27 protein-coding genes and 1 pseudogene are annotated in these 26974 nt (G+C 64.2%); 15 read left to right on the top strand and 13 right to left on the bottom strand.

Translation table 11 applies throughout. The features are described 5' to 3' along the window. Positions 1–106 precede the first annotated feature (106 nt). Positions 107–1024: a cell division protein CdpA domain-containing protein gene (locus BSG09_RS12545; RefSeq protein ID WP_092933624.1), complete on the top strand. Its 918-nt coding sequence runs from the start codon at positions 107–109 to the stop codon at positions 1022–1024. Between the two features lie 96 nt (positions 1025–1120). Beyond that, entirely contained in the window at positions 1121–2152 is a 1032-nt protein-coding gene (locus tag BSG09_RS12540) for a disk-shape morphogenesis protein volactin (protein WP_092933622.1), read from the top strand. A gap of 69 nt (positions 2153–2221) precedes the next feature. On the opposite strand, the gene BSG09_RS12535 is transcribed toward BSG09_RS12540, so the two are convergent. Beyond that, positions 2222–2404, bottom strand: a complete 183-nt coding sequence (locus tag BSG09_RS12535; protein WP_092933620.1) for a zinc finger domain-containing protein — start codon at positions 2402–2404, stop codon at positions 2222–2224. A 132-nt stretch (positions 2405–2536) separates the two neighbouring features. Between BSG09_RS12535 and BSG09_RS12530 the strand changes: the two genes are divergently transcribed. Then, complete coding sequence (locus BSG09_RS12530; protein ID WP_092933618.1) at positions 2537–3181, top strand: METTL5 family protein; 645 nt, start codon at positions 2537–2539, stop codon at positions 3179–3181. Positions 3182–3210: 29 nt separating this feature from the next. On the opposite strand, the gene BSG09_RS12525 is transcribed toward BSG09_RS12530, so the two are convergent. Then, positions 3211–5022, bottom strand: a complete 1812-nt coding sequence (locus tag BSG09_RS12525) for a rhomboid family intramembrane serine protease (protein ID WP_092933759.1) — start codon at positions 5020–5022, stop codon at positions 3211–3213. 166 nt (positions 5023–5188) lie between these two features. Between BSG09_RS12525 and BSG09_RS12520 the strand changes: the two genes are divergently transcribed. Beyond that, positions 5189–5473, top strand: a complete 285-nt coding sequence (locus BSG09_RS12520) for a DNA-directed RNA polymerase subunit L (RefSeq protein WP_092933616.1) — start codon at positions 5189–5191, stop codon at positions 5471–5473. Positions 5474–5551: 78 nt separating this feature from the next. On the opposite strand, the gene BSG09_RS12515 is transcribed toward BSG09_RS12520, so the two are convergent. From BSG09_RS12515 to BSG09_RS12500, 4 genes are all read right to left on the bottom strand, one after another. Further along, the gene (locus tag BSG09_RS12515; RefSeq protein ID WP_092933614.1) at positions 5552–6424 is read right to left on the bottom strand and encodes a hypothetical protein; all 873 of its coding nucleotides are present in this window, start codon (positions 6422–6424) and stop codon (positions 5552–5554) included. A gap of 63 nt (positions 6425–6487) precedes the next feature. After that, positions 6488–7303 (bottom strand): imidazole glycerol phosphate synthase subunit HisF, encoded by an 816-nt coding sequence (gene hisF, locus BSG09_RS12510; RefSeq protein WP_092933613.1) that lies wholly within the window; start codon positions 7301–7303, stop codon positions 6488–6490. Between the two features lie 59 nt (positions 7304–7362). Continuing rightward, the gene (locus BSG09_RS12505; protein WP_092933611.1) at positions 7363–8730 is read right to left on the bottom strand and encodes a transposase; all 1368 of its coding nucleotides are present in this window, start codon (positions 8728–8730) and stop codon (positions 7363–7365) included. After that, positions 8727–9431 (bottom strand): hypothetical protein, encoded by a 705-nt coding sequence (locus BSG09_RS12500; protein WP_092933609.1) that lies wholly within the window; start codon positions 9429–9431, stop codon positions 8727–8729. Before BSG09_RS12500 ends, BSG09_RS12505 begins: the two co-directional genes overlap by 4 nt. 111 nt (positions 9432–9542) lie before the next feature. On the opposite strand from BSG09_RS12500, the gene BSG09_RS12495 reads away from it, so the two are divergent. Continuing rightward, the gene (locus BSG09_RS12495; RefSeq protein WP_092933607.1) at positions 9543–9737 is read left to right on the top strand and encodes a DUF7550 family protein; all 195 of its coding nucleotides are present in this window, start codon (positions 9543–9545) and stop codon (positions 9735–9737) included. A 182-nt stretch (positions 9738–9919) separates the two neighbouring features. Here the strand turns inward: BSG09_RS12495 and BSG09_RS12490 are convergent, their stop codons facing one another. Beyond that, complete coding sequence (locus BSG09_RS12490; RefSeq protein WP_092933605.1) at positions 9920–10147, bottom strand: ribbon-helix-helix domain-containing protein; 228 nt, start codon at positions 10145–10147, stop codon at positions 9920–9922. Between the two features lie 156 nt (positions 10148–10303). Next, positions 10304–10603: a hypothetical protein gene (locus BSG09_RS12485; protein WP_008014353.1), complete on the bottom strand. Its 300-nt coding sequence runs from the start codon at positions 10601–10603 to the stop codon at positions 10304–10306. A gap of 186 nt (positions 10604–10789) precedes the next feature. On the opposite strand from BSG09_RS12485, the gene BSG09_RS12480 reads away from it, so the two are divergent. The 8 genes from BSG09_RS12480 (at position 10790) to BSG09_RS12445 (ending at position 20640) form a co-directional block, all read left to right on the top strand. Further along, entirely contained in the window at positions 10790–11386 is a 597-nt protein-coding gene (locus BSG09_RS12480) for a sulfite oxidase-like oxidoreductase (protein ID WP_092933601.1), read from the top strand. A gap of 61 nt (positions 11387–11447) precedes the next feature. Then, on the top strand, positions 11448–12791 hold the full coding sequence (locus BSG09_RS12475; RefSeq protein ID WP_092933599.1) for an isochorismate synthase: 1344 nt from the start codon (positions 11448–11450) through the stop codon (positions 12789–12791). Between the two features lie 7 nt (positions 12792–12798). After that, on the top strand, positions 12799–14634 hold the full coding sequence (menD, locus tag BSG09_RS12470; RefSeq protein WP_092933597.1) for a 2-succinyl-5-enolpyruvyl-6-hydroxy-3-cyclohexene-1-carboxylic-acid synthase: 1836 nt from the start codon (positions 12799–12801) through the stop codon (positions 14632–14634). A gap of 226 nt (positions 14635–14860) precedes the next feature. Further along, the gene (locus BSG09_RS12465) at positions 14861–15751 is read left to right on the top strand and encodes a 1,4-dihydroxy-2-naphthoyl-CoA synthase (RefSeq protein ID WP_092933595.1); all 891 of its coding nucleotides are present in this window, start codon (positions 14861–14863) and stop codon (positions 15749–15751) included. A 40-nt stretch (positions 15752–15791) separates the two neighbouring features. After that, positions 15792–16985, top strand: coding sequence for a DUF7350 domain-containing protein (locus BSG09_RS12460; RefSeq protein WP_092933593.1), 1194 nt, complete (start codon positions 15792–15794; stop codon positions 16983–16985). A gap of 66 nt (positions 16986–17051) precedes the next feature. Beyond that, a complete protein-coding gene (locus BSG09_RS12455) occupies positions 17052–17996 on the top strand; it encodes a 1,4-dihydroxy-2-naphthoate polyprenyltransferase (protein ID WP_092933591.1) in 945 nt (314 codons plus the stop codon). After that, entirely contained in the window at positions 17993–19063 is a 1071-nt protein-coding gene (locus BSG09_RS12450) for a mandelate racemase/muconate lactonizing enzyme family protein (protein ID WP_092933589.1), read from the top strand. Before BSG09_RS12455 ends, BSG09_RS12450 begins: the two co-directional genes overlap by 4 nt. Beyond that, entirely contained in the window at positions 19063–20640 is a 1578-nt protein-coding gene (locus BSG09_RS12445) for a class I adenylate-forming enzyme family protein (protein WP_092933587.1), read from the top strand. The genes BSG09_RS12450 and BSG09_RS12445 overlap by 1 nt, the downstream gene beginning before the upstream one ends. A gap of 95 nt (positions 20641–20735) precedes the next feature. On the opposite strand, the gene BSG09_RS12440 is transcribed toward BSG09_RS12445, so the two are convergent. Beyond that, positions 20736–22322 carry a BCCT family transporter gene (locus BSG09_RS12440; RefSeq protein WP_092933585.1) on the bottom strand — a complete coding sequence of 529 codons (1587 nt, stop codon included), beginning with the start codon at positions 22320–22322 and terminating at the stop codon, positions 20736–20738. A 307-nt stretch (positions 22323–22629) separates the two neighbouring features. Between BSG09_RS12440 and BSG09_RS12435 the strand changes: the two genes are divergently transcribed. Together BSG09_RS12435 and BSG09_RS12430 are read left to right on the top strand one after the other, a co-directional pair. Then, positions 22630–23433, top strand: coding sequence for an NRDE family protein (locus tag BSG09_RS12435; protein ID WP_092933583.1), 804 nt, complete (start codon positions 22630–22632; stop codon positions 23431–23433). A 73-nt stretch (positions 23434–23506) separates the two neighbouring features. Continuing rightward, on the top strand, positions 23507–23857 hold the full coding sequence (locus tag BSG09_RS12430; protein WP_008010453.1) for a helix-turn-helix transcriptional regulator: 351 nt from the start codon (positions 23507–23509) through the stop codon (positions 23855–23857). 77 nt (positions 23858–23934) lie between these two features. Here the strand turns inward: BSG09_RS12430 and BSG09_RS12425 are convergent, their stop codons facing one another. The 4 genes and pseudogenes from BSG09_RS12425 to BSG09_RS21110 all read right to left on the bottom strand — a co-directional run. Further along, positions 23935–24720 (bottom strand): formate/nitrite transporter family protein, encoded by a 786-nt coding sequence (locus BSG09_RS12425; protein WP_092933757.1) that lies wholly within the window; start codon positions 24718–24720, stop codon positions 23935–23937. A gap of 93 nt (positions 24721–24813) precedes the next feature. Then, the gene (gene gatA / locus BSG09_RS12420; RefSeq protein ID WP_092933581.1) at positions 24814–26082 is read right to left on the bottom strand and encodes an Asp-tRNA(Asn)/Glu-tRNA(Gln) amidotransferase subunit GatA; all 1269 of its coding nucleotides are present in this window, start codon (positions 26080–26082) and stop codon (positions 24814–24816) included. A 2-nt stretch (positions 26083–26084) separates the two neighbouring features. After that, positions 26085–26363, bottom strand: coding sequence for an Asp-tRNA(Asn)/Glu-tRNA(Gln) amidotransferase subunit GatC (gatC, locus tag BSG09_RS12415; RefSeq protein ID WP_092933579.1), 279 nt, complete (start codon positions 26361–26363; stop codon positions 26085–26087). Between the two features lie 274 nt (positions 26364–26637). Next, positions 26638–26974: pseudogene (locus tag BSG09_RS21110) on the bottom strand (IS701 family transposase); the annotation flags it as partial.

The following is a 26974-nucleotide window of genomic DNA, read 5'->3' as shown; positions in this document are numbered from 1 at the left end:
CATGTCGCGTCGACACCGAGTGTGCCGTTCGCGGAGCGAAGCGGGCGGGTATCGAGTTCGTTTCTCGTCCCAACAGTCATAGTACTGGAGCGTAAACGGGGGGTCAATGGCAGCGGAACAGGCCCCTGACGGGTATCTCTTCGACCTCTATCGTCGATACATCGGTGAACCGGAGGATCGGGCCGACGTCTACGTCGGCTTCGGTCTGTTTCTGGGCGGGATCGGGCTGGCCATCGTCGCATTGGTGCTCTTTTTGTGGGGCAACACGCACGAAGCCCGATCCGCCGGCTACTTCGCGTGGGTCGGTCCCGCATATGCACTTGCGATGGTGTCTCTTCCCGTCGTGATGCTTGGGATCGTCACACTCCTCCCGTCGGAACGGCGGATGCTGTATACGTCGATCGGCGGCGCGGCGATCACCGTCGCTGCGGTCGCTGGCTTCCTTTTCGCCTATCCACACCACTGGAACGGCTACAACAACGACTATACTGTTCAGGTGGTCGCAGTATACGCCGTCGGGCTCGCTGGTATCACCGCTTCAACGGGTGCGGCACTGATCGCCCACTATCTCGATATGGCACAGCAGGCCGACGTAGTGGCAACCGACGACGAGGACGACGACCCCGACGTGACCGACGCAGAAGTCCAACAGGACATCGACGACGCGATGGACGGCGTCGAACTCTCGTGGGGTGGCGTCGAGAAGACCGAGCACACACGACTGAGCTTCTCCGAGGACGATTTCGACGATGTCGACGTCGAAACCAACGTCGGGACCACGACGACCCGCTCGTCGGGTGTCGACGCACAGGTCGCCGGTCTCAAAGGCCTCAAGGGCGGCGAGACAAAGCAGACCACCTCGAGTTCGACGGTCGACGATCAGACGGCGAAACTCAAAGAGCTTCGCGAACAACAGCGGGCCGAGGAACTGGCGACGGCCGACGAGAAGAGTACGGTCGAGACGGTGACGTCACCGATCGCAAAGCTACTCGATCGGATCCGGGATCTGACACGACGAAATTAACGCCGGGCGGCGGAAAGAAATAGCATCTTTCTTCATAGTATCAGATCTGTAAGTGGCGTACATAGATTTATAATCCGTCGGTTTCCTTCCCCACACATGGCCAAAGGCCTAGACGTCGGGACCATGAACATCCTGTCTGCACAGCAGGATGGAACCGACACGGTATTCGTGCAACAGCGTAACTCATTCGTCGAGATCGAGTACTCGGATATGGCCGAGCAGATGCTCTCGCGAAGCGAAGTGCTCCACATTCGCAAAGACGACAAGGTCTACGTCGTCGGCGACGACGCACTCAATTTCGCGAACATCTTCAACAAGGAGACTCGACGGCCGATGAAACACGGGATCCTCTCGAACGACGAGCAGAGTGCGATCCCGATGATGAAGCTCATCATCGAGCAGGTCGTCGGCGAGCCCGCCTATCCCGACGAGAAGCTCTATTTCTCGACGCCAGCGGACCCGATCGACTCCGAACTCTCGACGCTGTACCACCAGAAGACGATCGAATCCTTCCTCGACGACATGGGCTACGACGCCGAGCCGATCAACGAGGGAATGTCCGTCATCTACTCTGAACTCGCGGACAACAACTTCACCGGCCTCGGGATCTCGTTCGGTGCCGGCATGACCAACGTCTGTCTGGCCTACTACGCCGTGCCCGTCATGAAGTTCTCCGTCGCCCGTGGTGGGGACTGGGTCGACGAACAGGCCGCCCGCGCAACCGGCACGCCCGTCGACAAGGTCACCTCGATCAAGGAAGACGACTTCGAACTCGACTTTACGACCGACGTCGGCGGCGTCGAGGGTGCGCTGTCGATCTACTACGAGAACTTACTCGACTACGTCATCGAGAACATCGTCCAGGAAGTCGACGAGGAAGACGTCGAAGAAGGACTCGACATCCCCGTCGTCGTCACCGGCGGCACCTCGAGCCCCAACGGCTTCGAGGCGCTGTTCCGCGACCACTTAGAGGAGGCGAACATTCCGTTCTCGATCAGCGGTGTCTCGCACGCGAACGAACCGCTGTACAGCGTCGCTCGCGGTGGGCTCGTCGCGGCTCGCTCCGACGAGGACGTCGATCACGAGGAGGAAGCGGACGAAGCAGAAGCAGCACCTGCAAACGAGTAAGCCGTCGCTCCAGCGGCGTTATTTTTCACAGGTATCGCGGTCAGGCAGCGCAGCGAGCGAAAGAGACTCTCAGCGATCGGCCGACTGCTCGTAAAACCGGTTGAGCGCGTCCCGCCAGGACTCGACCTCCTCGCTGGCCGGCTGGTGTTCGACGGGGATGTCGGCAAAACCACAGCGTGAACACATGACTGTCGACACATCGCCAAGCGAGAGTTCGTTGATCGGTCCCCCACACCGTGGACACTCGTCCATATCTATCACTTCCACGGACTCTCCTTAACTCTATTCGAATATATCATGAAAACGGAACGTATACACTCACACGACCAGCAACGCGACCGCGACCTCGAGAAAGCCATTACACTCGAGTACTGATACCTGATCATGTCCAGCCCGTCTCGACGCACGCTCGCTCGTCGACTCGAGTCTCTCGAGGACTTTTCGGAGCCGTCACCAGCCCTCGAGCAGTATCTCACCCCGCCGGAACTGGCCGCACATCTCTGCCACCTGGCAGGATTACAGGGCGATCTCGAGGGGCAGGTCATCGATCTCGGTACTGGAACCGGGATGCTCGCAATCGCGGCCGCACTGGCCGGTGGCGACCGCGTTGCGGCGATCGATGTCGACACTGACGCGCTCGCAGTCGCCCAACGGAACGAACAGGCAGTCGTGGCTGATGACGACCGCGGTCGCGCTATCGACTGGCTTCGTGGCGACGTCACCCGCCATCCGTTTTCGGTCACTGATGCGACTGTGCTCTCGAATCCACCCTTCGGCGCACAGCGTGGGAATCGACACGCGGATCGGGACTTCCTCGAGACGGCACGCGAGATCGGGGCGGTCTCCTATACGATCCACAACGAGGGCAGCCAGGAGTTCGTCGAGTCGTTCGCTGCCGACGAGGGCGGGGAGGTAACGCATGCGTTTCGGGCGGCGTTCCCGCTGCCCAAGCAGTTCGACTTCCATACCGAAGCAGAAGCGACGCTCGAGGCCGAGGTCTTCCGCATCGAGTGGCCGACGCGAGTATAACGAGATCGGAAATCAGCACGCAATAGCGGTCAGAAGCCGTTGTACGTCTCTTTGCTCGCGATCGCGACCCGCGTCCCGTCGGCGGCCGCGTAGATCGTCTCCTCGTCTCGCTCGAAGGTCAGCCCGCCAGCCGTTGTCGTCTCGTTTTCGGCTGGGATCGCTGTCGTCGCGGTGACGGTGTCCTCGCTCGCAGTGACCGCGAGGTCGAACGTGCCGTCGTCGGTGCCGATGGTCACGTTTCGACCGGCGATCCGCACGTCGGCCCGCGAGTTGTTGGATTCGTACGCGAGCTGGCGATCGGTGCCGTCCTCCCACAGCCAGACCTGATAGACGGTGTCGTTGCCGACCGGTTCCCAGCCGCTGCGGTCGACGTGGACCGTCTCGCGCCAGCCGGAGCCGCCGACGGTAATCGTTTCCTTGCCCGTGAAGGCCAGCCGTTGGGTGCTGACCGCCTCGAGCCAGATTTCGCGTTGCTCGCTGGCGACGATCACCCCGCTCGACTCGAGACCGTCGTCGCTCTCGATGGCCTCGATACCGATCCCGGAGACGTATTCGTTGGGGACTCCCTCGACGTACTCGACCGTGTAGTCTTGAATCTGGAGCGGCGAATCCGACGTTGCCGTCGCGTCGTCGACGACGAGAAAGTTCGCGGGGACGGCGATGCCGGCGAGCAGTGCGAGCACGCCGAGGACCGCCAGAAACGCGGCTCGTCTGCGAGTCAGCGTCGCCAGCAGGCCCGGCTCGCGATCGTGTCCCGCACCGGTGATCTCGCGTACGCGCTCGAGACGAGCAGTGACGACGCGGTCGCGAGCGCTGCCGGCGAGCTCGAGCGGCCTGGTGGCAGGCGACGAATCGTCGTCGGCTGGCTGTGCGACCAGTCGCTGGAGCTGTGGCGGGAGCAGAGGCGTGTCGGGGGCGGTCATCGATAGCGTGACCACGAGTGCGAGTATCGAGACGATGGCGACGCCCGGCCCCTGGTAGAGGATGAACGTGTTTTCGGCACCAAACCAGTAGATCGCCCACAGCTCCCTCGAGAAGCCAAACAACAGAACGGCAAGCCAGAGCCGTAGCGGATCGGGGCAGCTGTGGCGGCGTTTGAGGAGGGCGACCCCAAGAACGAAGCCGACGAAGAGCCCGAGTGCGTGGCCCTGAATGGCGATACCGGCCCAGGAGGGTGCCGACGGCGGGCGGGGCTCAGCAGTATAGACACGGATGGGTTCTTGTAGCGCGTAGTAGAGCCGCAAGACGACGTCTTGGACGCCGAGCGTGGCAATGATCGTCAGGATCGGATACTGAACGAGTGCAAAGCCTGCAAGGGCAAAGACGACACCGGAAAAGCCGATGACGGGGCCGAGCGCGAACAGGCTCATCACGAGTCCGACGCCGATGACCACAAGCGGGAAGACGACGATCGCCCGGACGCGCGGATCGGCGGCCCACGAGTCGGTTCGCACCGGATCGCGCTCGTCCGGATAATGGCCCCAGGCGTACTCGGCGATCGGCGCGACGACGGCGGTCCCGGCGAGGTTACCGATGAGATGGCCGGGACCCGCGTGGGAAAACGACGCCGTCGCCATCCCGAGCGGGTAGAAATACGACCACGTGCGGAAGGGAATCGTCACGGGATCGTCGAAGTCCGCAAGCCCGCTCTGGACGAACAGGTAGACGGCGAGGACGAACGCGATCACGACCAGCGATCCCCACGGGATCCCGTAGACGAGTCGCGCTCGAGCGACGTCACGCCAGCGCTGTGCCGGCCGGTGGATCCATCTGACGACCGCGATCGACCCGATCAGCGACGCGGCGACGAGGACCGCAAGCAGGGCCGCGAGGGTGCGCATATGCCGTGGTTCGAACGGGGCCGTATAGTGGTTTGCCTTCAGCGAAAGTCGCTCGTTCCCGGATCGGTCGGCCCCACTGTCGCGGCGAGCGACGACGATCGTGACGTGAGCCGTCCCGAGGGCCGGCTTCGAAAGGTACAAGCGGCCGACGGCCGCACTGACTGACATGGAACTGCGGGTCACCGAGAGCACCGAGGACGAACTCTCGATCGAAATCGCCGGCGAGGACCACACGTTCATGAACGTGCTCAAGGGCGCGCTGCTCGAGCACGACGATGTGAGTGCAGCGACCTACGACGTCAACCCCGAACAGTCGGGCGGCCAGACCGAGCCCATCCTGACGATCAAGACCGAGGGCGGGGCCGACCCCCTCGAGTGTCTCGAGGACGCGGCCGTGACCGTCCGCGAGAAGGCGACATCATTCCGCGACGCGTTCGAAGCGGCCGCGTAAGCACTGTCGTCTCGGGTTCGACCCGATCGTTCTCTTTTGGTGCCGTGGTACGAACGAGGTCCGGCTGTAATCGATCGATCAGTTCGAACTGCTACACGCCGCGTAGAACACGTAAACAGAGCCGTCAACGACGTGGAGGTCGAGCCCTTCCCTGTCGAAATCGCTGTCGCCGGTCTCCTCGCTGAGGGCTGTGGCGATGTCGTCGGCGAGTGCCGCCTCGTCGTCGTAGTCGGCGATCGACAGCGTCCCCTGGAGCCGTCCAGCGTATGGCTCACGCTGGCAGTCGGCACCGAAGTCACTCGCTTGGGCCGGGTCGGGTCTCGACTCCTCGTACTCGATCACCACGAACGCACGATTCATGTATTCGGCGTAGTCCGCAAGTCCGTCGTCGTACGTTCGTGACTCGGACTGATTGCGGTCGGCCTCGAGCCGATCGTGGACTGCCTGCTCGGTCGCCTCGAGGTCGATCCCTGCCGCTTCGGACCCCTCGCCGGGTGCATCCGGCGGCGACGGCGCGCCGATTCCAGGCAGTATCGAGGGTGGGACGGTTCCCGTCGCGAACAGCGCGATGACGATCCCGATTACGGCGAGGATCGGGAGGTAGGGTTTCGCGACCGCAAGCCAGCTCGACGTCTCGAGGTCGCGCTCGAGCCCCTCGTAGGTCTGTTCGACTTTCTCGAGGTCGGGGTTGCCACAGCGAGAGCACGGCGGGGAGTTGCGGACGTGCTCGCGGCCGCAGTTCGTGCAGGCCCAGACGTAGTCGGGGCCGGTATCGACGGTTCCGGACGGTATCGGTTCGCCGTCGGTATCGTCGGCGGCGGCCGCGCCGTGGCCTTCACCGGTCTCGTCCGCTCGGACGACTGCCTTCTCGAAGGTGTTGTGCCCGCAGTTGTCACAGGGTGGGTCGTTCTCCGCGTGCGGTTTCCCACACCACGTACACCGCCATTTCACTACTTGAGACGGAGGACTCCGAGAAAATAAACGTGTGGGTGCCAGCCGGGCTGACCGCGTCGTCTAGCGGCGAACCGGCACGCCGTGCTCGTCGAGGTAGGCTTTCGTCTCCTCGATCGAGTATTCGTCGAAGTGGAAGATCGAGGCCGCGAGGCCGGCGTCGGCATCGGCTTCGGTGAACACGTCGTACATGTCTTCGGGGCTGCCACAGCCCGAGGAGGCGATTACCGGCGTGTCGACGGTGTCAGTAACGGCGTTCGTCAGCGGCAGGTCGTAGCCGTCTTTCGTGCCGTCCTTGTCGATCGAGTTGACGAAGAGTTCGCCCGCACCGCGGGACTCGGCTTCCGCGGCCCACTCGAGGACGTCGATCCCGGTACCCTCGCGGCCGCCTTTCTTCGTACACTCGAACCAGCAGGACTCGCCGTCGATCTCGACGTAGTGTTCGCCCTTTTCGTCGAAGCGCCGTCTGGCGTCGACGCTGATGACGATACACTGGTTGCCGAAGGCCTGTGCGCCCTCGTTGATCAGCTCGGGACGCTCGAGCGCGCCGGTGGTGATCGAGACCTTATCCGCGCCGGCCCGCAGGGTTTCTTTGATGTCGTCGGTGGTGCGGATGCCGCCGCCGACCGTCAGCGGAATGAAGACCTCGTCGGCGACGCGCTCGACGACATCGAGCATCGTCTCGCGACCCTCCGCGGAAGCGGTGATGTCGAGAAAGACGAACTCGTCGGCTCCCGACTCGTTGTACGCTTTGGCCATCTCGACGGGGTCGCCGGTGTATTTCAGGTCCTCGAAGTTGACGCCGGTGTAGACCGCCGGATTCCCATCCTCGTCGAGATCCACGTCGATACAGGGAATGATTCGCTTGGTCAGTGCCATGTGTTCTTAGCGGATCGTTCGCACCGAGGGTAGTAAAGGGGTCTGGATCGGACAATCGGCTACTCGAGCAGCCGAGCGCGAAACGCCTCAACGGCGGCCGGCAGTGCTTCGAGGTGGCTCCGGTATCGGACGTAGTCGCGGTACTGGCTGGTCAGCGAGACGGTCGTCTCGGGTTCCCGATCAGCGGCACGTCGCACGCTGTCGTCAACCCATGCGAGCGACCGGAGCGTCTCCGCGAGGATGTACGCACCGAGTGACGGCTCGGTGAGCGATCCGCCCTCGAGTTCGGCTTTGCGCGCCTGCTGGGCAGCAACGAGCGCTTCCCGGCGCTCGGCGCGAACGTCCTCGACCGAGAGATCGCGAACGTCGCCGTCGGTGATTCGGCCGCGAACCGTCTGGAACCCCCGATACGCCACCTCGAACTCGAGGGCGGTGGAGAGTCCAGTCGCCAGGTCGCCTTCTCGCAACGCCTCTTTCATGCCATTCTGGGCGTCCTCGACCGGCTGTCCGGCCCGCCAGAGGACGAACTCGAGGTACTGGTCGTCCAGATCGCCGAGCCCGATCGCTTCGAACCAGTCGTCGTCTTGGGCAGGGAATCCGGCTTCGTCGGCCGCCTCGATGGAGCGCTCGAGGACGGTCTCGAACGTCGACTCGAGGGCGACGGGTTCGTCGTCCGCGAGCCATTGGGCATCGAGGTGCTCCCAGACGGTCGTCGTCGCCGTCGCGAACTCGAGAGTGCCGACGGACTCGCCGAGTTCTAGAACGTCGTCAGCCTCGGCAACGCTCCAGCGGTCGAGACTCCGGGCCGCATTGGCGAGGTCGGTCTCGTGTTGGAAATAGTAGAGGCACGCACGGAGTCGCCCGTCGGCCGTGTCGGTGCCGCGATACTCGAGCGCCTCGTGTCGGTCCGTCACTGCGGTATCGACTGCGTCTCGCTCGTCATGGAGATCGGCGACGAGCGACTTTCTATCCGCGTCGATAGCGTGCCACGTCGTTGCGGCGTGTCGGGCCGCCTCACGTGCGTCTCTCGTCTCCCGAAACGCGTGATACTGCGCCGCACCCATTGCGTCGGCACCGTCCGCTCGAATGGTCATCGCCTCGTCACGCTTTTCGACGATCGTCTCGCGAACGACGCCGTTTGGCACGTCATCAGGTCTCAGCGGGTCGGGAACGTCGGCTAGCAACGCGTCGACACGCTCGAGTTCGGTCTCGAGTGCGCTCTTGGCGGGCCGGACCGGAGCCGGCCACTCGACCGTCGGCTCGTTGTCCGTGAGGACGCTCCCGGCCTCGGCCGGCGACATACGGAGTGACGTGGCCGTCCCGTCGTCCCCCCAGGGGAGGGTGCTACAGCCGGCGACAGCAACGCTAGCGACCGTACCGAGACCGGCAAGGAACCGACGGCGTGTCTGCCGGTCGTTTCCGATCATTCGTCTCCCTCCATCTTCACGGTCGCGTTCAGCGCCGCGTCTGCACTCGCGTTCTCGGCTCCGTTGGGGTTGCTCGTTCCTGTAATAATTGGGCCGCGACACGATGCACTCTCGGAACCGCCGCTGCTTGAAGGACGCTCCGCGTACGCCCGGTCGATTCGGAGGATAATCGCTTCCATCAGTTCCCGGTCTGCCTCACAGGGCGTCGTCGGGGCTTTCAGGGACCGACAGAACGATGTCTTGAAATCGTCGTCGAGCGCCCGGACGCCCATTACGTGCCGCTCGTAACAGTCTTCGATCGGCCACTGGAGGACGACGATCGACTGGCTCCCGAAGTCAGTCGCCTCGAGGAAGTCACGGAACTCGCGCGTCTTGCCGTCCGCGAGGGCAGGGTCAATCCAGAGTTCCGCAGCGTCGTTTTCGGAGCAAACGAACAGCGGCAAGCGGCTGCCCACTGCGTCCTTGCCGTTTTCCGCCGCCGTGGCCTCGTCCTCGTTCCGATAGACAAAGCGGTCGTCGTTCTCGAAGCGGACGAACAACGGCTCGTACTCGGTGGCCGACTCGTACTGACGCGTCGTGTGATCGCGTCTGCTCGAGCTCGTCGATTCCTCTGTGCCGGTACAGCCGGCGAGTGCGACTGTAAGACCGCTCGCGCCGGCGAGAAGTTGCCGGCGAGAGCACGGTCCGAGACTGGAGGGCATCGTGGGATCGGTTATCCCTCACCTGATAAATATACCTAGGTGATACGTCTCGCCGATTGCTCCAAGCATCACGTAGGTGTCTTTAAGATGAAGAGGGACCAACGTCCGGGCATGGCAGACGATAGTGAGCACGCGACGGAGACTGATCACGACTCGGCAGCCGACGTCGGTCACGACCTCGAGGCCGAGCGAACGACCGCACCGATGAGTCCCTACTCAGCACGGGACGTTGCGGTCGGCTTCGTCGTCATGCTCGTCGGTGTGGCAGTTGCCTTCGGGATCCCGCTGCTCACAGTCGGCGTGTAAACCGGCAGTCAACACGATTTCGACGCCGGTCGCGTGCGATCGGCGGAGGTGACGGTGCCGAGCCGCTACGCACGATACTCGAGTCGGCACTGATCGTCGTCCGGCAAGCCGAATCCGTCACCGACGGCGGGACGGGTCGATGCGCTGCCGGACGCCCGAACGAACTGCCGAAAAGCTAGACGTTAGAAGACGTATTCGTCGTCGTGGCCCATCATGCCGTCGTCTTCGAGGCCAGTGCCGCCAGTCGCGCCCTCTTCTTCGTCCATCGGTCCGCTCGTCTTGTAGGCCTTGATACCCGTCGACAGGAGGTCTTCGATCGCTTCCTCGCGGTTGACGAACTCACCGCGTTCGACCATCTGCGCGATCTGCATCTCGAGGTGCTCCGGGATAGTGATCTCTACTTTCGGCATCTGATTCGGCTTTCGGCGAGGGGGTATTTAGGTTTGACGGGGAATCTACACGGAGCGGAAAGAAAAATTCAGGCAGCCGAAACGACAGTTGGTATGCGAGCGTCGCTGGCCCACTGACGACCGGATGGGTGGTCGTGACTCGAGGACGAGCCTGGCTTATCGGTTGCCCATCATCGAGTCGAACGCCTCTCGAAGCTTCGTCCCCGGCTGGGTCAGCGTCTCGAGTTGTCGGCGCATCTTTCGCTGGTTGAAGTAACTCGCGAACGCGAGGATCGTCGGCGGCCAGAGGCCGACGAACGTCCCGAGCTGGCGATCGCCGCGGATGAAGTAGTAGTACAGCGAGAGTCCGACCGACGCCGCCGATGCGAGGACTGCGGGGCCCATCGCCTCGTCACTGATCGCTTCCGGTTGCTTCTCGGTGACGTCCTGCTCCGTGAGTTGTTGTCTGCTCGCCATGCATCGATAGCCTCGGGAAGATCGTACTAAGGCGTAGCGAGGGTTTCAATGGAAACTGCCGCTTGTGCTCGTCTCGAGACCGTTTCGGTTCGTTTCTGCCCCTGTGCTTGCTGCCAAATTCGGCGTTTCTCGAGGGATGGCAGGCGATGGCGTCACACCTACGTCGATCGGCACGAAGCCACGGGTATGGACGCGACGGACGTAACGGACTTGTATCGGGAATTCGGTGACGAGCGACTGCCGCCAGGACAGCGTGAGACGGACGCGTTCCCCGTTCTTTCGAAGAGCGCGACGCCCGATTGGGACCCCGAGATGTGGGAGTTTACCGTCACCGGGGCGGTCGAAGAGGAACTGTCTTTCTCGTGGGAGGAGTTCCGATCGCTGCCGAGCGTGACCCAACGTCAGGACTTTCACTGTGTGACCGGCTGGAGCAAGTTCGACTGCGAGTTCACCGGCGTTCCGTTTCCCGAACTCGCCGAACGGGCCGGCGTCGACGACGACGCGGTCCACGTGCTGTTTTCCGCGCTGGACAACTACACCACGGATCTCCCGCTCGAGGACTGCATGCGTGAGGAGGTGCTGTTTACGTGGGCGTTCGACGGCGACGAACTGCCCGCAGACCACGGTGGCCCACTTCGGGTCGTGACGCCGCACAAGTACGCCTACAAGGGCGCGAAATGGGTCGACGGTATCGAGTTCCTCACCGAACCGGAGCGTGGCTACTGGGAGCGACGCGGCTACTCGCGGACCGCAGATCCGTGGCAGGAAGAACGGTACAGCTAGACGTATACACCAGGTCAGCGAATAGTTAGGCTGAAGGCGGGCCGGTCCTGAGGTTGTGTCGATGGACCGATCGTCGGGTGAAGGTCGACTAACGGGGGAGACCGAGTCGGTTGACAACGCCGTCGACCTCATCAGCCGGAGCCGTGAACTCGAGACCGCCGCGTTCGGTGCGGTGCTCGAGGATGAAACCGCGTCGAGAATTCAGTGGGCCACACCCGACGGACTCGAGATCGTCGGTCGTGGGGTTGCTGCCCGCTTTACCGCTACCGGCACCGACCGATTCGATCGGATTCGAACGCAGGCGAGCCGTGTCTTCGACGGCCTCGCACACGATGGCCCCGAACACGCGCGACCGCGGGCGTTCGGCGGCTTTTCCTTTCACGACGGCCACGAGGCCGGCCCGCCCTGGACCGGCTTCGACGCGGCTTCCTTCGTCGTCCCGCAACTGTTCGTGACCTGCAACGACGGCGAGACGTGGCTGACCGCTGTTGGCGAACACGATGAGACGGTCGACGACCGCCTCGAGCACTGGCACGATCGCCTGACGAACCAGCCGGCGACGCGAGACGACGAGACGACCCCCGGCGTCGCCGCGACGCGGCGGACGACCTCGCAGACGGCCTGGACCGAACAGGTCGACACCGCTCTCGAGCGAATTGCTGACGGTCGGCTGATGAAAGTCGTCCTCGCACAGTCGCTGTCGGTCGATCTCGAGGAACCGATCGACGTCCCGGCGACGCTCGAGCGACTGCGCCGCCGATATCCGAACTGCTATGGCTTTCAGATCGGCCACGACGACGGTGGGACGTTCTTCGGCGCGCCACCGGAGCGACTGGTATCGAAACACGGCGCGTGCGTCGAGACGGAAGCGCTTGCCGGGTCGGTTCCCCGCGGCGAAACGCCGGCCGAAGACGAGGCACACGTCGACCGGATGCGCGACGATCCGAAGTTTCAACGCGAACACGGCCTCGTCGTCGACGCGATCCGCGAGCAACTCGCGCCGCTCGCACGCGACCTCACCGTTAGCGAACAGACGATCCGCCGGCTGGCGACCATTCAGCATCTGCGGACGCCGATCGAAGCGACGCTCGAGGGCGAGCATCACGTTCTCGAACTCGTCGAGGCGTTGCATCCGACGCCTGCAGTCGGCGGCGTCCCACCCGATGCAGCCTGGGAGACGATCCGCGAGACGGAGCCGTTCGACCGTGGCTGGTATGCCGCGCCGGTCGGCTGGTTCGACGCCGCCGGCGACGGCGAGTTCGCGGTTGGGCTACGGTCGGGCGTCGCGGCCGACGAGACGGTGACGCTGTTTGCGGGCAACGGGATCGTCGCCGACAGCGACCCCGACGAGGAGTGGGAGGAAGTCCAGTTGAAGTTCCGCCCGATTCTCGACGAACTGCGGTAGTAACCCAATGACTGCACCGAACCGTGCGACCCTCTGGGGTCGCATCCTCGCCGACGAACTCGCCAAGGGCGGCCTCGAGGCCGTCTGTATCGCCCCCGGCAGCCGGTCGACGCCGCTGACGGTCGCGTTCGCCGACCACCCGGATATCGACGTCTACTCGCACTTAGACGAGCGCTCAGCGGCCTATTTCGCCCTCGGTCGCGCTCGCCGCACTGGCGAGCCGACGGCACTGGTCTGTACCTCCGGGACGGCAGCCGCGAACTTTCATCCCGCCGTGATGGAAGCCGATCAGGCCCGCGTTCCGCTGCTCGTGCTCACTGCCGACCGCCCGCCTGAGTTGCGCGACAGCGGCGCGAATCAAACCGTCGATCAGGTCAAACTCTACGGCGACGCGGTGCGGTGGTACACCGAACTGCCCGAACCCGAAGCCGACGAGCGGAAGGTGCGCAGTCTTCGGACGAGTGCCGCGCGTGCGCTTTCGGAGACGACCGGCGTTCCGCCCGGTCCCGTCCATTGCAATTGTCCGTTCCGCAAGCCCCTCGAGCCGATCGAGGTTCCCGGCGACGTCCCCGACTCGTTCGCCGATACGCTGGCAGCAGTGGGACGAGACGGGCCGTTCGTCGAGACGGCGGACGGAACGCAGACACTCACGCATGACGACCATCAGAAGCTGCTCCAGGCGCTCGAGGCCGCCGACCGGCCGCTGATCGTCGCGGGGCCTGCCGACCCGACCGCTTGCAGCTCTCTCGAGCCCGATGCGGTCACCGACCTCGCAGACCGGCTCGGTGTGCCGATCCTCGCGGATCCGCTGTCGGGACTGCGATACGGCCCGCACGTCGAGGAGAGTGACACACCACGAACAGTATACGGTGGCTACGATGCCTACATCGATGCACTGCCAGCGCCGGATGTCGTCCTCCGGTTTGGCGCGTCTCCGACGTCGAAACGGCTTCGCCACTGGCTTCAGGACGCCGATGCACGACAGTTCTTGATCGATCCCGCGGGCGCGTGGCGTGAAGCGACGTTCACTGCGACCGATCTCTTGGCCGCCGAGCCCGGAACTGTGGTCGAGGGGGTGCTCGAGGCACTCGACAAGCGCGAGCGCGCCGAGTCGGCCGCCCACGCATCGACCGACGACTGGCGTGCCCAGTTCGACACCGCCGAACGCTGCCGCTGGGAGATTCGCGACGAAGCGCTGACCGCAGACGCGCTCGCATCCCAGCCGTTCGAGGGCGCGATCCTCGCGTCGGCGATCTCGAACGCGCCGGATCCGGCGACGGTGTTCGTCTCGAACAGCATGCCGATCCGGGATGCAGACCGCTTTGGCCGGCCGCGCGGTGCCGACCTGACAGTGCTCGCGAACCGCGGCGCGAGCGGTATCGACGGTATCGCGAGTACGGCGCTCGGTGCCGGCAGCGCGACCGACGACCCGCTGGTGCTGGTGACTGGCGATCTGGCCTTCTATCACGATTCGAACGGGCTGCTCGCAGTCGAGCGCTGTGACGTGGACGCGACGATCGTGTTACTGGACAACGACGGCGGTGGCATCTTCCACAAACTGCAAATCGAGGAGTTCGACCCACCCTTTACGCAGCAGTTCAAGACGCCCCACGGCCTCGAGTTCGAGGCGCTCGGCGATCTGTACGGGCTCGCGTTCGAACGCGTCGCGCCCGCTGACTTCGAAGCCGCCTATCGCGACTCGCTCGAGACGCCGGGGACGCAGGTCCTCGCCGTCGACTTCGATTCCGAAGCGAGCCACCGGCGACGCGAAGCGCTTGCGGATCAGGTCTCTGCGGCCGTGGCGACCGCACTCGAGGACGACGCAGTCGACCGGTCGGACTGATCACGAGGCCTCGCCGCCTGTCTCATCGACCGGATGGGCTGGGGAGTCCCGATCGCTCGAGCAGATCGTTGGTGTGCACGACCGCAGAAGATTGCTAACATTTGCCACGGTGTTTGATAGCTCTTGGATCGATCATCTTCCAACAAATGAATCACAGTATGCTATACGGAATTCGCGAGATCGCGACGCGAACCTATTTCACGTATCGCGGACGACACTCGAGCAAATGGTTTCGGACCTCTTCGATCCGGCACAGTGGGAGCCGACGGCCCTGAACGACGAGTTCAGAGACATTACCTACCACCGCGCGGTCGACTCCGGAACGGTACGGATCGCGTTCGACCGCCCCGACGTTCGCAACGCCTTTCGACCGGGAACGGTCGACGAACTCTACGACGCCTTGGATCACGCGAAACGTCAGACCGACGTCGGCTGTGTGTTGCTGACCGGGAACGGCCCCTCCTCGAAGGACGGCGGCTGGGCCTTTTGCTCGGGTGGCGACCAGACGATCCGCGGCGAAGACGGCTACCAGTACGACGGCGACGAGGAACGGGCCTCGGAGCAGGGCCGACTGCACATCCTCGAGGTCCAGCGGCTGATCCGTCACATCCCGAAGGTCGTCGTCTGTGTGGTGCCGGGCTGGGCCGTCGGTGGCGGCCACTCGCTGCACGTCGTTTGTGATCTGACCCTCGCGAGCGAGGAACACGCGAAGTTCCTCCAGACCGATCCCGACGTGGCAAGCTATGACGCCGGCTTCGGATCGGCATATCTCGCCAAGCAGATCGGCCAGAAGAAGGCCCGCGAGGTGTTCTTCCTCGGGAAGACCTACTCCGCCGCGGAAGCCGAAGAGATGGGGATGGTCAACGAGGCCGTCCCCCACGAGGAGTTAGAGGAGACTGCCCTCGAGTGGGGCCGCCGGATCAATGCAAAGAGCCCGACGGCGATGCGGATGCTCAAGTACGCCTTCAATATGACCGACGACGGGATGATCGGCCAGCAGGTCTTTGCCGGCGAGGCGACGCGGCTGGGCTATATGACCGACGAGGCAAAGGAAGGCCGCGACGCCTTCGTCGAGGGGCGCGAGCCGGACTTCGACGAGTTCCCGTGGCACTACTGAGCCGGGGCGTCGACGGCGACACTACTCGAGTACGCTACTGATGAACCGACGGACGTTCCTCCGACGGACGGCCCCGATTCCGGCTGCGATCGCCCTCGCGGGCTGTGGGGCTCCGGAGGATGGCACCGACGATCGGAACGAAAGTGAAAGCGATAGTGGAGCCGGAAGCGACGGGAACGTCACGGGCACCGCGCCGATCCCGATGCTCGAGGACCCGCCGGACGCTGTGTACCGTCCCGGTCACCGGAAATCGATGCGGATGCTCGAGCCAGTCACTGCCGGTGACTACAGACTGGCACCGATGGTCACGTACCCGCATCCGTTCTGGCTCGTCACTGGAACCGAGCGCCAGCTCGTCGAACCGGAGGCCGGTCGCGGCATCCATCTGATGCTCGTCGTCTGGGACGCCGTGACGGGACATGTGCTTCCCGTCGATGTCAGTCCGCGAGCGACGATCGAGGGCGACGGCGGGTGGCGGCGACACCCGTCGCTGTGGCCGATGCTCTCCCAGGAGATGGGACTCCACTTTGGCGACAACGTCACGCTGCCGGCCGACGGCACCTACACCGTGCGTGTCGATCTGCCACCGGTTACGACGCGGCGAACTGGGGTGTTCGAAGGACGTTTCGGCGACGGCGCAACCGCAACGTTCGAATTCACGTACGATCAGGCGTTTCGCGAGACGGTCGTCGAGGGAATCGAGTTGCTCGATCGGGAACGGTGGGGCGAACGCGGCGCGCTCAAGCCGATGACCCACGGCGGTGACGGTGACAACGGGAGCCACTCCGAGATACCGTACTCCACACTTCTATCTGCCGATGCGTATCCCGGCACCCTGTTGCGTGAATCCGACCTCGAACGACGGGATGGCCTGCCACGAAGCGGCGACGCGGCGTTCGTGGTCACGTTGCTCGAGTCGGGCTCGCGACTGGCCGACGGCGACGACCGGTATCTGCTCGTCTCGCCGCGGACACCGTACAACCGGGTGCCGCTTTCGAACATGTCGTTGCAGGCCACTGTCGATCGCGACGGCTCGAGGGTCGTCGACCACGACCTCGTCGGGACGCTCGACGGCACGGTCGGCTTCCATTACGGGCACTCACTCACGGACATCCAGTCGGGCGATTCGGTAACGATCACCGTCGAATCCCCGCCACAAGTGGCCCGCCATCAGGGGTACGAAACGGCGTTTGTCGAGATGGAGCCCCTCGAGTGTGTAGTCCCCACAGAGTGAACACTCGGCCGAGCTGTCGGCTCGCAATGCCAACGTTGACACTCTTTCGAGTCGGATATGCGAGTAATGAGTTCGGCCGAGGTCGATATTTCACGGACGAAGGCGTGGCTGATGGCAGCCCGTCCCCAGACCTTGCCCGCGGCTGCGGCCCCAGTGATCGTGGGAACGGGGCTGGCAGTCGCCGACGGGGTGTTTGCGCCGTTGCCGGCGCTGCTTGCGTTCGTGGGGGCGGCGCTGATCCAGATCGGGACGAATTTCGCGAACGACTACTACGACGCGATCAACGGTGCCGACACCGAGGACCGCGAGGGATTTACCCGGGTCACCCAGTCGGGGCTGATTTCGCCCGAACAGGTCAAGCTCGCGACCGTCGTGACCTTCGGGCTGGCGATCCTCTCGGGAACTTATCTCGTCTACGTCGGTGGGCTGCCGATCCTCGTCATTGGGCTCGTAAGCGTCGTCTGCGGATGGGCCTACACCGGTGGTCCCTACCCGCTCGGATATCACGGCCTGGGTGATCTCTTCGTGTTCGTCTTCTTCGGGCTCGTCGCCGTGACGGGGACCTACTACGTGCAGGCCGCCGCCGTCCTCGCCGAGCCGCTGACGACGACGCTCCCCGCAGGAACGATCACGACCGCGGCCGTCGTCGCGAGCCTGCCGATCGCCGCGATTTCGACGGCGATCATCGTCGTGAACAACATCCGTGACATGGAAACTGACGCCGAGACCGGCAAGCGAACCCTCGCAGTGCGACTCGGCTACCGGTGGAGCCGCCTCGAGTACGTCGCCATGCTCGCACTGGCCTACGTCGTCCCCGTCTGGTTCTGGCTCGGAACCGACTACGGCCCGGGCGTGTTACTGGCGCTGGTCACGCTCCCCTACGCCGCGCTGGTCGCCCGAACCATCCTGACACGCACCGACGGCGAGGCGCTCAACCCTGCACTCGAGCAGACGGGGAAATTGCTCGCACTCTATGCCGTCTGTTTCGCCGGCGGGTTGGTGGTGCTATGACCGACGCCGACCTCTCGCTCGCGTATCGTCCGTTCTCGCTTGCGCTTGCGGAGCCACTCGAGACGGCTGACGGTACGATCAGCGCTCGCGAGGGGTTTCTCGTGCGACTCGTCGACGAGGCCAGCGACGATTCCGTCGTCGGCTACGGCGAGGCGACGCCGCTGGCGGGCTGGACGGAGTCGCTCGCGGATTGCGAGCAGGCACTCGAGCGCGCCCAGAACGCGCTCCGAACGGGCGGTCCGAGCGAAGCTCTCGAGGTCGTCGATCAACAGGTCGCCGCCCGCCACGCGGTCTCGCTTGCACTTGCGGATCTACAGGCGACCTGCGAGGCGACACCGCTGTATCGCTATCTGAGCCAGGGACCGATGATCGGTCGGGTACCGGTCAACGCGACGATCGGCGACGGCTCGCCGGCTGACACCGCACGTGACGTACGTGCAGCCGTCGACCGTGGATTCGACACCTGCAAGCTGAAGGTGGGCCTCCGAAGCGTCGAGGAAGACGTCGAACGCGTTCGCCGCGTGCGCGAAACCGTCAGCCACGACGTGGAGCTCCGGGCCGATGCCAACGAGGCCTGGACGTACGAACAGGCCCAGTCGGCACTCGAGGCCTTTGCGGACCTTGACGTCTCGATGCTTGAGCAACCGCTGCCTGCAGGCGCACTCGAGGGCCATGCCGATCTGCGCGCTCAGAACACGGGCGTTTCGATCGCACTCGACGAAGGCCTCCTCGAGCATGGCGTCGACACGATCTGTGACGCCAACGCGGCCGATGTCGTCGTCCTGAAACCGATGGCACTGGGCGGGATCGACGTGGCACGCAAGCTTGCGGCCTGGCTGGCCGAACTCGAGGTGACGCCGCTGGTCACGACGACGATCGACGGGGTCGTCGCGCGAACCGGTGCGGTCCACCTGGCGGCGGCGATCCCCGACGTGCCGGCCTGCGGGCTCGCGACCGGCGGCCTGCTCGCGGAGGACCTGGGGCGCGATCCCGTCTTGCTCGAGAAAGGGTCGGCAGTCGTTCCGCAAGCGAAAGGGCTCGGCGTCGACGACGTCTGGACTGAGTGATGACTGCTCCGATCGACTGGCCGACGCGCGATCCGGTCGCCCACCGCGTTGGGGCGACGCCCCAGCGGACGGCACTGATCGATGTCGCAACGGAGACGGACTGGACGTTTCGCGAGTACGACCGCCGGGTCGACCGCGTTGCGGCAGCGCTCGCGTCGGCGGGCCTCGCCGGCGAGCGGCTCGGCGTTCTTATGGACACGCGCCCCGCCTTCGCGACGCTCTTTTTCGCCGCGATGCGGACCGGCACGACCGTAGTCGCGTTGAACGTCCGCGAAACGACCGGCGAACTCGCCGCGAAAACCTCCCGAATCGACCTCGCCGACATCGTCTGTGAGCACAAGACCGAGACGGCTGCACTCGCAGTCGCGTCCGAAGCCGACTCGGTCGACGTGTACTCGGTCGACGACCCACAGCGCGATCGGACACGGGCACTGGCTCGGCCGGCAACGAGCGCGACGCTCGAGTCGGTCCCCGAGCGAGACGCGCGGTCAGTCGAGCCGGCCACGCTCGCACGCGACGAGACACAGCTCATTATGTTCACCTCCGGCACCTCCGGCGAGCCGAAGGCCGTCCAGTTGACGGTCGGCAACCTCGTCGCGAGCGCGACCGCCTCCGCGTTCCGGCTTGGCGTCGCCCGCGACGACCGGTGGCTGTGTTGTCTCCCGATGTATCACATGGGTGGGCTGGCACCCGTCGTTCGGTCGGCGCTGTACGGCACGCCCGTCGTGATCCAGCGCGCGTTCGACCCGGCCGCGACCGCGCGCGTGCTCGAAGACTACAGTATAACCGGCGTCTCGCTCGTCCCGACGATGTGCAAGCGTTTGCTCGACGCCGGCTGGGAACCGACCGACGACCTTCGGTTCGTCTTGCTCGGTGGCGCACCGGCCTCGAGTGAGTTGCTCGAGCGCTGCCGGGAGCGTGACGTGCCGGTCTGTCCGACCTACGGCATGACCGAGACGGCCTCCCAGATCGCAACGGCATTTCCCGAGGAGGGTGCTGCCCACGAGGGAACGGTCGGGCAGCCGCTCATGTTCACAGACGTCACTGTCGTCGACGAGACCGGCGCGGCAGTCGAGGCGGGCGAACAGGGCGAACTCGTCGTTTCGGGGCCGACAGTGACGCCGGGCTATCTCGACGACGCACACACCGACGCGGCGTTCGGCGACCGCGGCTTGCACACCGGCGACGTCGGCTATCGTGATGCGGACGGGCGGCTGTGGATCCTCAATCGCCGCAGCGACCGCATTGTCACCGGCGGCGAGAACGTTGACCCCGGTGAAGTGGTCGCGGCCCTCCGGGACCATCCTCGCGTTGAGGACGCCGCCGTGGTCGGGCTCGAAGACGAGGAGTGGGGCGAGCGGGTCGCGGCGCTTGTCGTTCCGGACGCGGACTCGAGTTCAGCTGACAGCACGATCGAGCCGCGAGCGCTCCTCGCCCACTGCGACGACCACCTTGCTGGATTCAAACAGCCGAAGACGGTCGGGATCGTCGACGCACTCCCCCGGACGGCATCGGGGACTGTTGATCGCGAGGCGGTTCGGGATCGGCTGCTCGAAGTCGGGATCGATATGAGGTGATCGGCGTTGTTCCGTCCCCGGAACCGTCTTGAGCGCCGCGGCGATGGGTGTTTTTCGTCGCTCAGCGTTCAGAAGTATCTGTGCCGACGCGTCGATCAGTCGTCGGCTGTGCTCTGGGCCGCTGGCTGCTGACTGGGTTGCTGGGACTCCGAGGTGGCAGTCTCGTTGTCGCGGACGTAGTCGCGGGCAACGACGTAACTGCCATAGAGGACGAGCAACAGGAACAGCGAGAACGGGAGCGCCATCGTCACCGAGAGCGACTCGATGGCGCTGAACTCCTCCAGTCGAAGCGACATCATCCCGAAGACTGCCAGCAGCCCGCCCCACCACGCGCGGTTTCGTGGGTTCGGGTTCTCGTCGCCGAGCGTGATCGCCGAGATCATAAAGACCGCCGAGTCGAGCGAGGTGATGATGTAGCCGGCGATGATGAAGACGAACAGCACCGCGAGTACCGTGCCAAACGGCGTAATCTGGAGCGCTCTCGCGATTGCTGCGGGATTACCCGCCGATGCCATCGCCTCGGCGACCGGTTCCTGATAGCCCGGTGCGAGCACCCAGCCGCCGATGAGCCCGTGCTGGATCCAGGTGAAGACCGTCGGGACCACGACGAGTACGGCGAACATCTCCCGGATAGTCCGCCCTTTCGAGACGCGGGCGACGAAGCTTCCGACGAAGATGCTCCAGGCGGCCCACCAGGCCCACCAGAAGCCGGTCCAGTTGGCTGCCCAGTTGCCGTCGGCGTTCGGAGCCGTATACAGCGTCAGGCGGAACATATTACTAAGCCAGACGCCCGTCGCGTCCAGACTCAACTCGAGCATGTAGAGGCTTGGCCCGACGACCACGAGCACGGCCATCGCGACGCCGATGAGGACCACTGTCGCGCGGGCCGCGTTGCGAATGCCCTTTCGCAACCCGAGCCAGACGTCGCCGAGGAACACGATCCCGATGAGCGCGAACACGACGTAGGTCAGGAGCGTCGCGTCGAGTCCGAACACTCGGCCGAGGATCGCCGACATCGTCTGTGCACTGAACCCCAGGGTCGTCGAAATGCCCCCGATCGTCGCGATCAGTGCCGCCAGATCGACCAGCCAGTAGAGGCCGGGAATCCGGTCTTCGCCGACGACCCCGGCGAGCATCGAACTGATCTTGTAGTCACCGACGCCGTCGGTGTAGACGACGATCCCGAAGGCGATCGCGACGGGGAGATACCACATCGCCAGCCCCGGGAACACCTCGTGAATAAACATAAACGCCAGTGCCATCGACTCGAGGGACGCCCCCTGGACGGGAGCCGGCTCCGGCGGCGGATGCTGGACGATCGAGACCGGTTCCGAGACGCCCCAGATGAGCACTGAGGCACCGAACCCGACAGTAAACACCATCGCCAGCCACGAGAACAGATCGAACTCCGGCTCGGCGTCGGGCCCGCCGATCCGGAGTTGCCCATATTGCGAAGCCGTGAAGGCGATCACGGCCGCGAGCAAGACGAATCCAAGCAGGATGAACCACCAGCCGAAGTAGGTAAGGATCCACCCCTTCGCGCCGGTGAGCGCACGACTCAGCAGTGACGGCCGCGCCAATCCGACTCCGCCAAGCGCGAGCATCACGCTCATCGTCACGACGAAGAGACCTCGTTCCGCCCACGAGGCTTCCTCGAGGCCGAAGAGTTTCGCACCGTTCATCGTTCAGACCGACCGAGAGCGTCGTTTCGATCCCAGTCGTTCGACCGCGTGCCGTTGCTACTCACGGATCTGTGAGTCACCATCGGATGTGTCTCTGATCCCACCACTAGCTACTCAAGTGCTCTTTGTCTCGGGACCCGATAAAGCAATGATACCACACCGCAACCAAGCCGTCTCCACCCGGCACTCGATCGGCTAGCGATGGTTCGGACGACTCTCGACCCTCGCTGTAGGCTGCCAGACCAGTCGACCGAACCGGATTGCCGCCGGACTCGAAGTTAAGCCGGTGGCGTGCCTAGCTGGACGCGTGTGTACGCTCACGCTCGCTTGGCAGGTCTTTGATGACGCGCCGGTCACGGTGGCCGCCAACCGTGACGAAATGGTCGACCGGGAGTCGCTTCCGCCTGCCGTCTACAACGACGAGCCACTGGTCATCGCGCCACAGGATGCCGAAGCAGGCGGCACGTGGATCGGCTACAACGAGTTCGGCGTCTTCGTCGGTCTCACGAACAAGTGGACCGACGCCGAGTTGGCCGGCGAGCGCTCGCGTGGGCTGCTCGTCGCGGACGTCCTCGAGGCTCGCTCCGCCGCGGATGCGAAATCGATCGTCAACGCGGCGACCGACGCCGACGAGTACAGCGGCTTCTACCTCGTCGTCGCCGACGCGACGGACGCGTTCTGTTACCAGTGGGACGGCACGCTCTCGCTGACCGCGTTCGAGCCGGGCGTCCACGTCGTCGTCAACGTCGCCGTCGACGACGACGTCGACATTCCCGAGCACCGGGCCGAGATCGGACACGAGCAGGCAACCGACGCGCATGCGCTTCGCGCAGCGCTGACGGCCGAGCCCGACGAGTCGGCGATGGACTGGCTCGAGCGGGCAAGCGAGGTACTGGGCGACCACGAATACGGAGCCTGCGTTCACGAGAACGGATACGGCACCCAGTCGTCGTCACTGCTCGCGATCGGCCCCGAACTGGAATATCACGCCTTCGCGCCGGGACCGCCATGTCGAACGAGCTACGACGAGATCGACCTCACGATCGGCGACGGGCTCGAGAGTCAGGGCACCGCGATCGAATCGACAGTCGACGACGAAAGGCACATTTAAGCGGCTCGCCCTCCCTTGGATGTAGTATGGACGCACTCCTGCCTGTAGCGACGCGCACGGCGAGGTGGTCACCGTGAGCGTTTCCACGGCCGAAGCCGAACTCACCGAGGACGAGCGCGCCGGCCTCGAGCTCGTCCGCGAGTCCGGCGGCATCCACCAGAGCGACTTCTGGAAGGAACTGGATGTCTCCTCGCGAAAGGGCAGCCGGATCGTCGAATCGCTCGTCGAAAAGGATCTGGTCGATCGCGAAGAAACCGTCTACGAGGGTCACAACACCTACTACATCTCGCCGACCGCACGGGACCTCGATTTCAGGCTCCTGATGGCCGGCGACATGCTCTCGCCGTTTATCGGCGAGGAAGAGGTCGATCCCAACAGCGACGCCTTCTCGCAGTGGATCATGAACCTCGCATACGAGGAATAATCGGCGCGATCGCCGCTCGAGCTCGAAGCCCCGTTTTCGGCCCCGTCAAGTCGCTCTGACAGACCGTCCGGGGCGAACTACTCCGATTTTCTCGCACCCCGAACCTGCGCAACGTGGGTAAACGTCACTAACCCGAGTCCCCCGACGACGTTCCCTGCAGTAGCGACGACGACCGTCTCGAACAGCGCGCCATAGCCGATCGCAGCATCGAAGAGGAAGCCGAAGAAGACGTGGACCGCCGTGACGATGACGTGATCGAACGGACCGAGCGCGAGCAGGAAGCCGACGATGTAGGCCAGCGTGATGCGGCTTCGGACGCTGTTGACGGCCTCGAGGAGGTACGACAGGAGACTCACGAGTGCGCCCCCGACGATAGCACTCGCGAACATCCCCGGTATGGGTCGATGAACGATCCCCTCGGCGGTCCGCGCCAACGCATGCGCCGATCCTGACGGAAGGACGCCGTCGACAGCGAAGACGAACGCGAAGAGGAATCCACCGATGAGATTGAAAACGAGGGTCACAGTCCATAGGCGGCCGAGCGATCGGAGCATCCACGAGTCGTCTTGATCGACCGCCTTGGCGGCCGGAGCAACGAAGTTCTCGTTGAAGAGTTCCGTTCGACCGATGACCAAGAAAACAACGCCGACGCCGAATGCAAGCGCACCCGCGATATGCGCGATCTCCCCGAACCGCGATTGAACTAGTCCGTCGACGACCCCCAGTGCAGCGATACCGAAGACGACCGTGAACCCCGCAATAAAGCTGGTCGCCGCGAGCTCGAGCGTCGACTGCGTGAGTCGCCGTTCGCCTTCGTCGACCGCGCGGTCGAATATTTCGGTGGGACTCGGAGCGACGGACACGCCCATCGTACTGATTGCTGATAAATAAGGAGCAGACTTGAATACGCCGTGATGCGAGCCGGTCAACGACGACGAGCGACCGCCATGTCTCGTTCAGGCGAGCGCGCTTGCGGCCCGGATCAACCGTTCCTCGCCGAAGGCTGGCCCGACGAGTTGGAGACCGACAGGGAGTCCGTCGGTTTCGCCTGCCGGAACCGAAATCGCGGGGAGGTCCGCGAGGTTGACCGGTGTGGTGTTGGCGTCGGCAAGGTACATCTTCAGCGGATCGTCGAGACTCTCGCCGAGTTCGAACGGCGGCACCGGCATCGTCGGGCTGGCGAGCACGTCAGCTTCGGTAAGCGCCTCGTCGAAGTCCTGTTTGACCCACGCGCGAGCGTCCTGGGCCTTCTTGTAGTACTTGTCGTGATAGCCCGCCGAGAGCGCGTAGGTGCCAAGCAGGATGCGACGCTTGACTTCGTCGCCGAACCCTTCCTCGCGAGCTTTCGCGAACGTCTCGTTCCAGTTGCCGTCGTAGCCGCCCGAGTGACCGTAGCGGACGCCGTCGAACCGTGCGAGGTTCGACGAGGCTTCCGACATCGCGATCACGTAGTAGGCCTCGACGGCGTGTTCGACTGACGGGAGGCTAACTTCGTGATACGACGCGCCCTTGTCCTCGAGTTCAGCGATGGCGTCCCAGAACGTCTCGACGACGCCCTCGTCGGCCCCCTCGAGTAACTCGGTGGGAACGCCGATCTGGAGCCCGTCGACGTCGCCGGTCGCAGCGTCGGCGTAGTTCGCGTCGTCGCCCTCGCTGCGCGTGGTCGCGTCGCGTTCGTCGCTGCCGGCGATCACGTCGAGCAACGCGGCGGCGTCTTCGACGGTTTCGCCGAAGGGCCCGATCTGCTCTAAGCTGTTGCCATAGGCGACGAGGCCGTACCGCGAGACCAGCCCGTAGGTGGGCTTGATACCGACGACACCACAGAAGGCAGCTGGACAGCGAACCGAACCGCCGGTGTCGGAGCCAAGTGCGAGGTCGGCCTCGCCGGCAGCGACAGCGGCCGCCGAGCCACCGGAGGAGCCACCGGGAACGTGGCCGGGTGCAGCGGGGTTGTCCGTCTCCCCGAAGTAGGAGGTCTCGGTGGTCGTCCCCATCCCGAACTCGTCCATGTTGGCCTTGCCGACGATGGTCGCGCCGGCCTCTTTGAGCCGGGCGACGACCGTCGCGTCGTAGGGCGGGACGTACTCCTCGAGCATCTTCGAGCCACAGGTCGTCCGGACGCCCGCGGTGGAGATGTTGTCCTTGACTGCGACCGTTTTGCCGGCCAGCGGGCCGTCGTCGGCACCCTCGATCCGTTCTTCGGTAATGAAAATATTCTCCGACATGATTACGAGACGTTTGGCCCTTTGAAATAGCCGTCTTCCGTTTCCGGCGCGTTCCGGAGTGCCTCCTCGCTGTCGAGGGAGGGGCGTTCCTCATCCGGCCGCATCACGTTCGCGAGATCGGCCTCGCGGTCGACTTCCGGCACCTCGTCTAGAGTCTCGAAATACTCGAGGATGTCCGCGAACTGTCCGGCAAACCGGTCGACCTCGTCGTCGTCGAGGTCGACGCGGGCCAGATCCGCGACGTGGCGGACCTCCTCGGGACTGACGGCGTCGTCGCTCATACGTGTTCGCACCGGCTTCCGGAGAGTAAGGGTTTCGATACTGCTGCCGCGACGCTGTCTCCTTCGATTGTTCCTGCGGCCGTGTCACTCAACTTAGACTATCAACTCGTGAAAATACCAGTTCAACACGAGATTATCCAGATCTAACAAGTCACTAACTGTGAAAGTAATCGACTAACGGGTTCATACTCAAGGGTGTTGTCCCGTGAGGGGGACTATGGACTGTGATAACTGCGATTCCGACGAGGTTGCATACTACTACTTCGGCGGTTGATCACCAGTCAGTAAACCCCCTGAGCATTGCCTCTGCTACTCGTTCAGCGGTCTGTCGATCAACTCCTTGTTCTTCGACTGTTCGTACCGCCATCTCGTGAATTGCGATCCGAGCAACCTGCGAAAACGGGGGCAACCGAGCGGCCGCGCCCTGCGCGGCTCGCTCGGTCATCAAAAACGAGTACGTCATCAACACCACTGATACGTGATGGTTCCACCCTGTCCACGTTCGTCCCTCGAACTGATCCATCCCCAGTACCTGCTTTGCATCCTTGTGAAATTGCTCAATCGGCCATCGTACGTGCGCATACTCGACTAACTCTTCCAGACCCCACTCA

It is taken from the genome of Natrinema hispanicum, assembly GCF_900111485.1.
Lineage (GTDB): Archaea > Halobacteriota > Halobacteria > Halobacteriales > Natrialbaceae > Natrinema > Natrinema hispanicum_A.
Note: the sequence above shows the minus strand (reverse complement) of the source record. Positions and strands in the feature narration are given on the sequence as shown.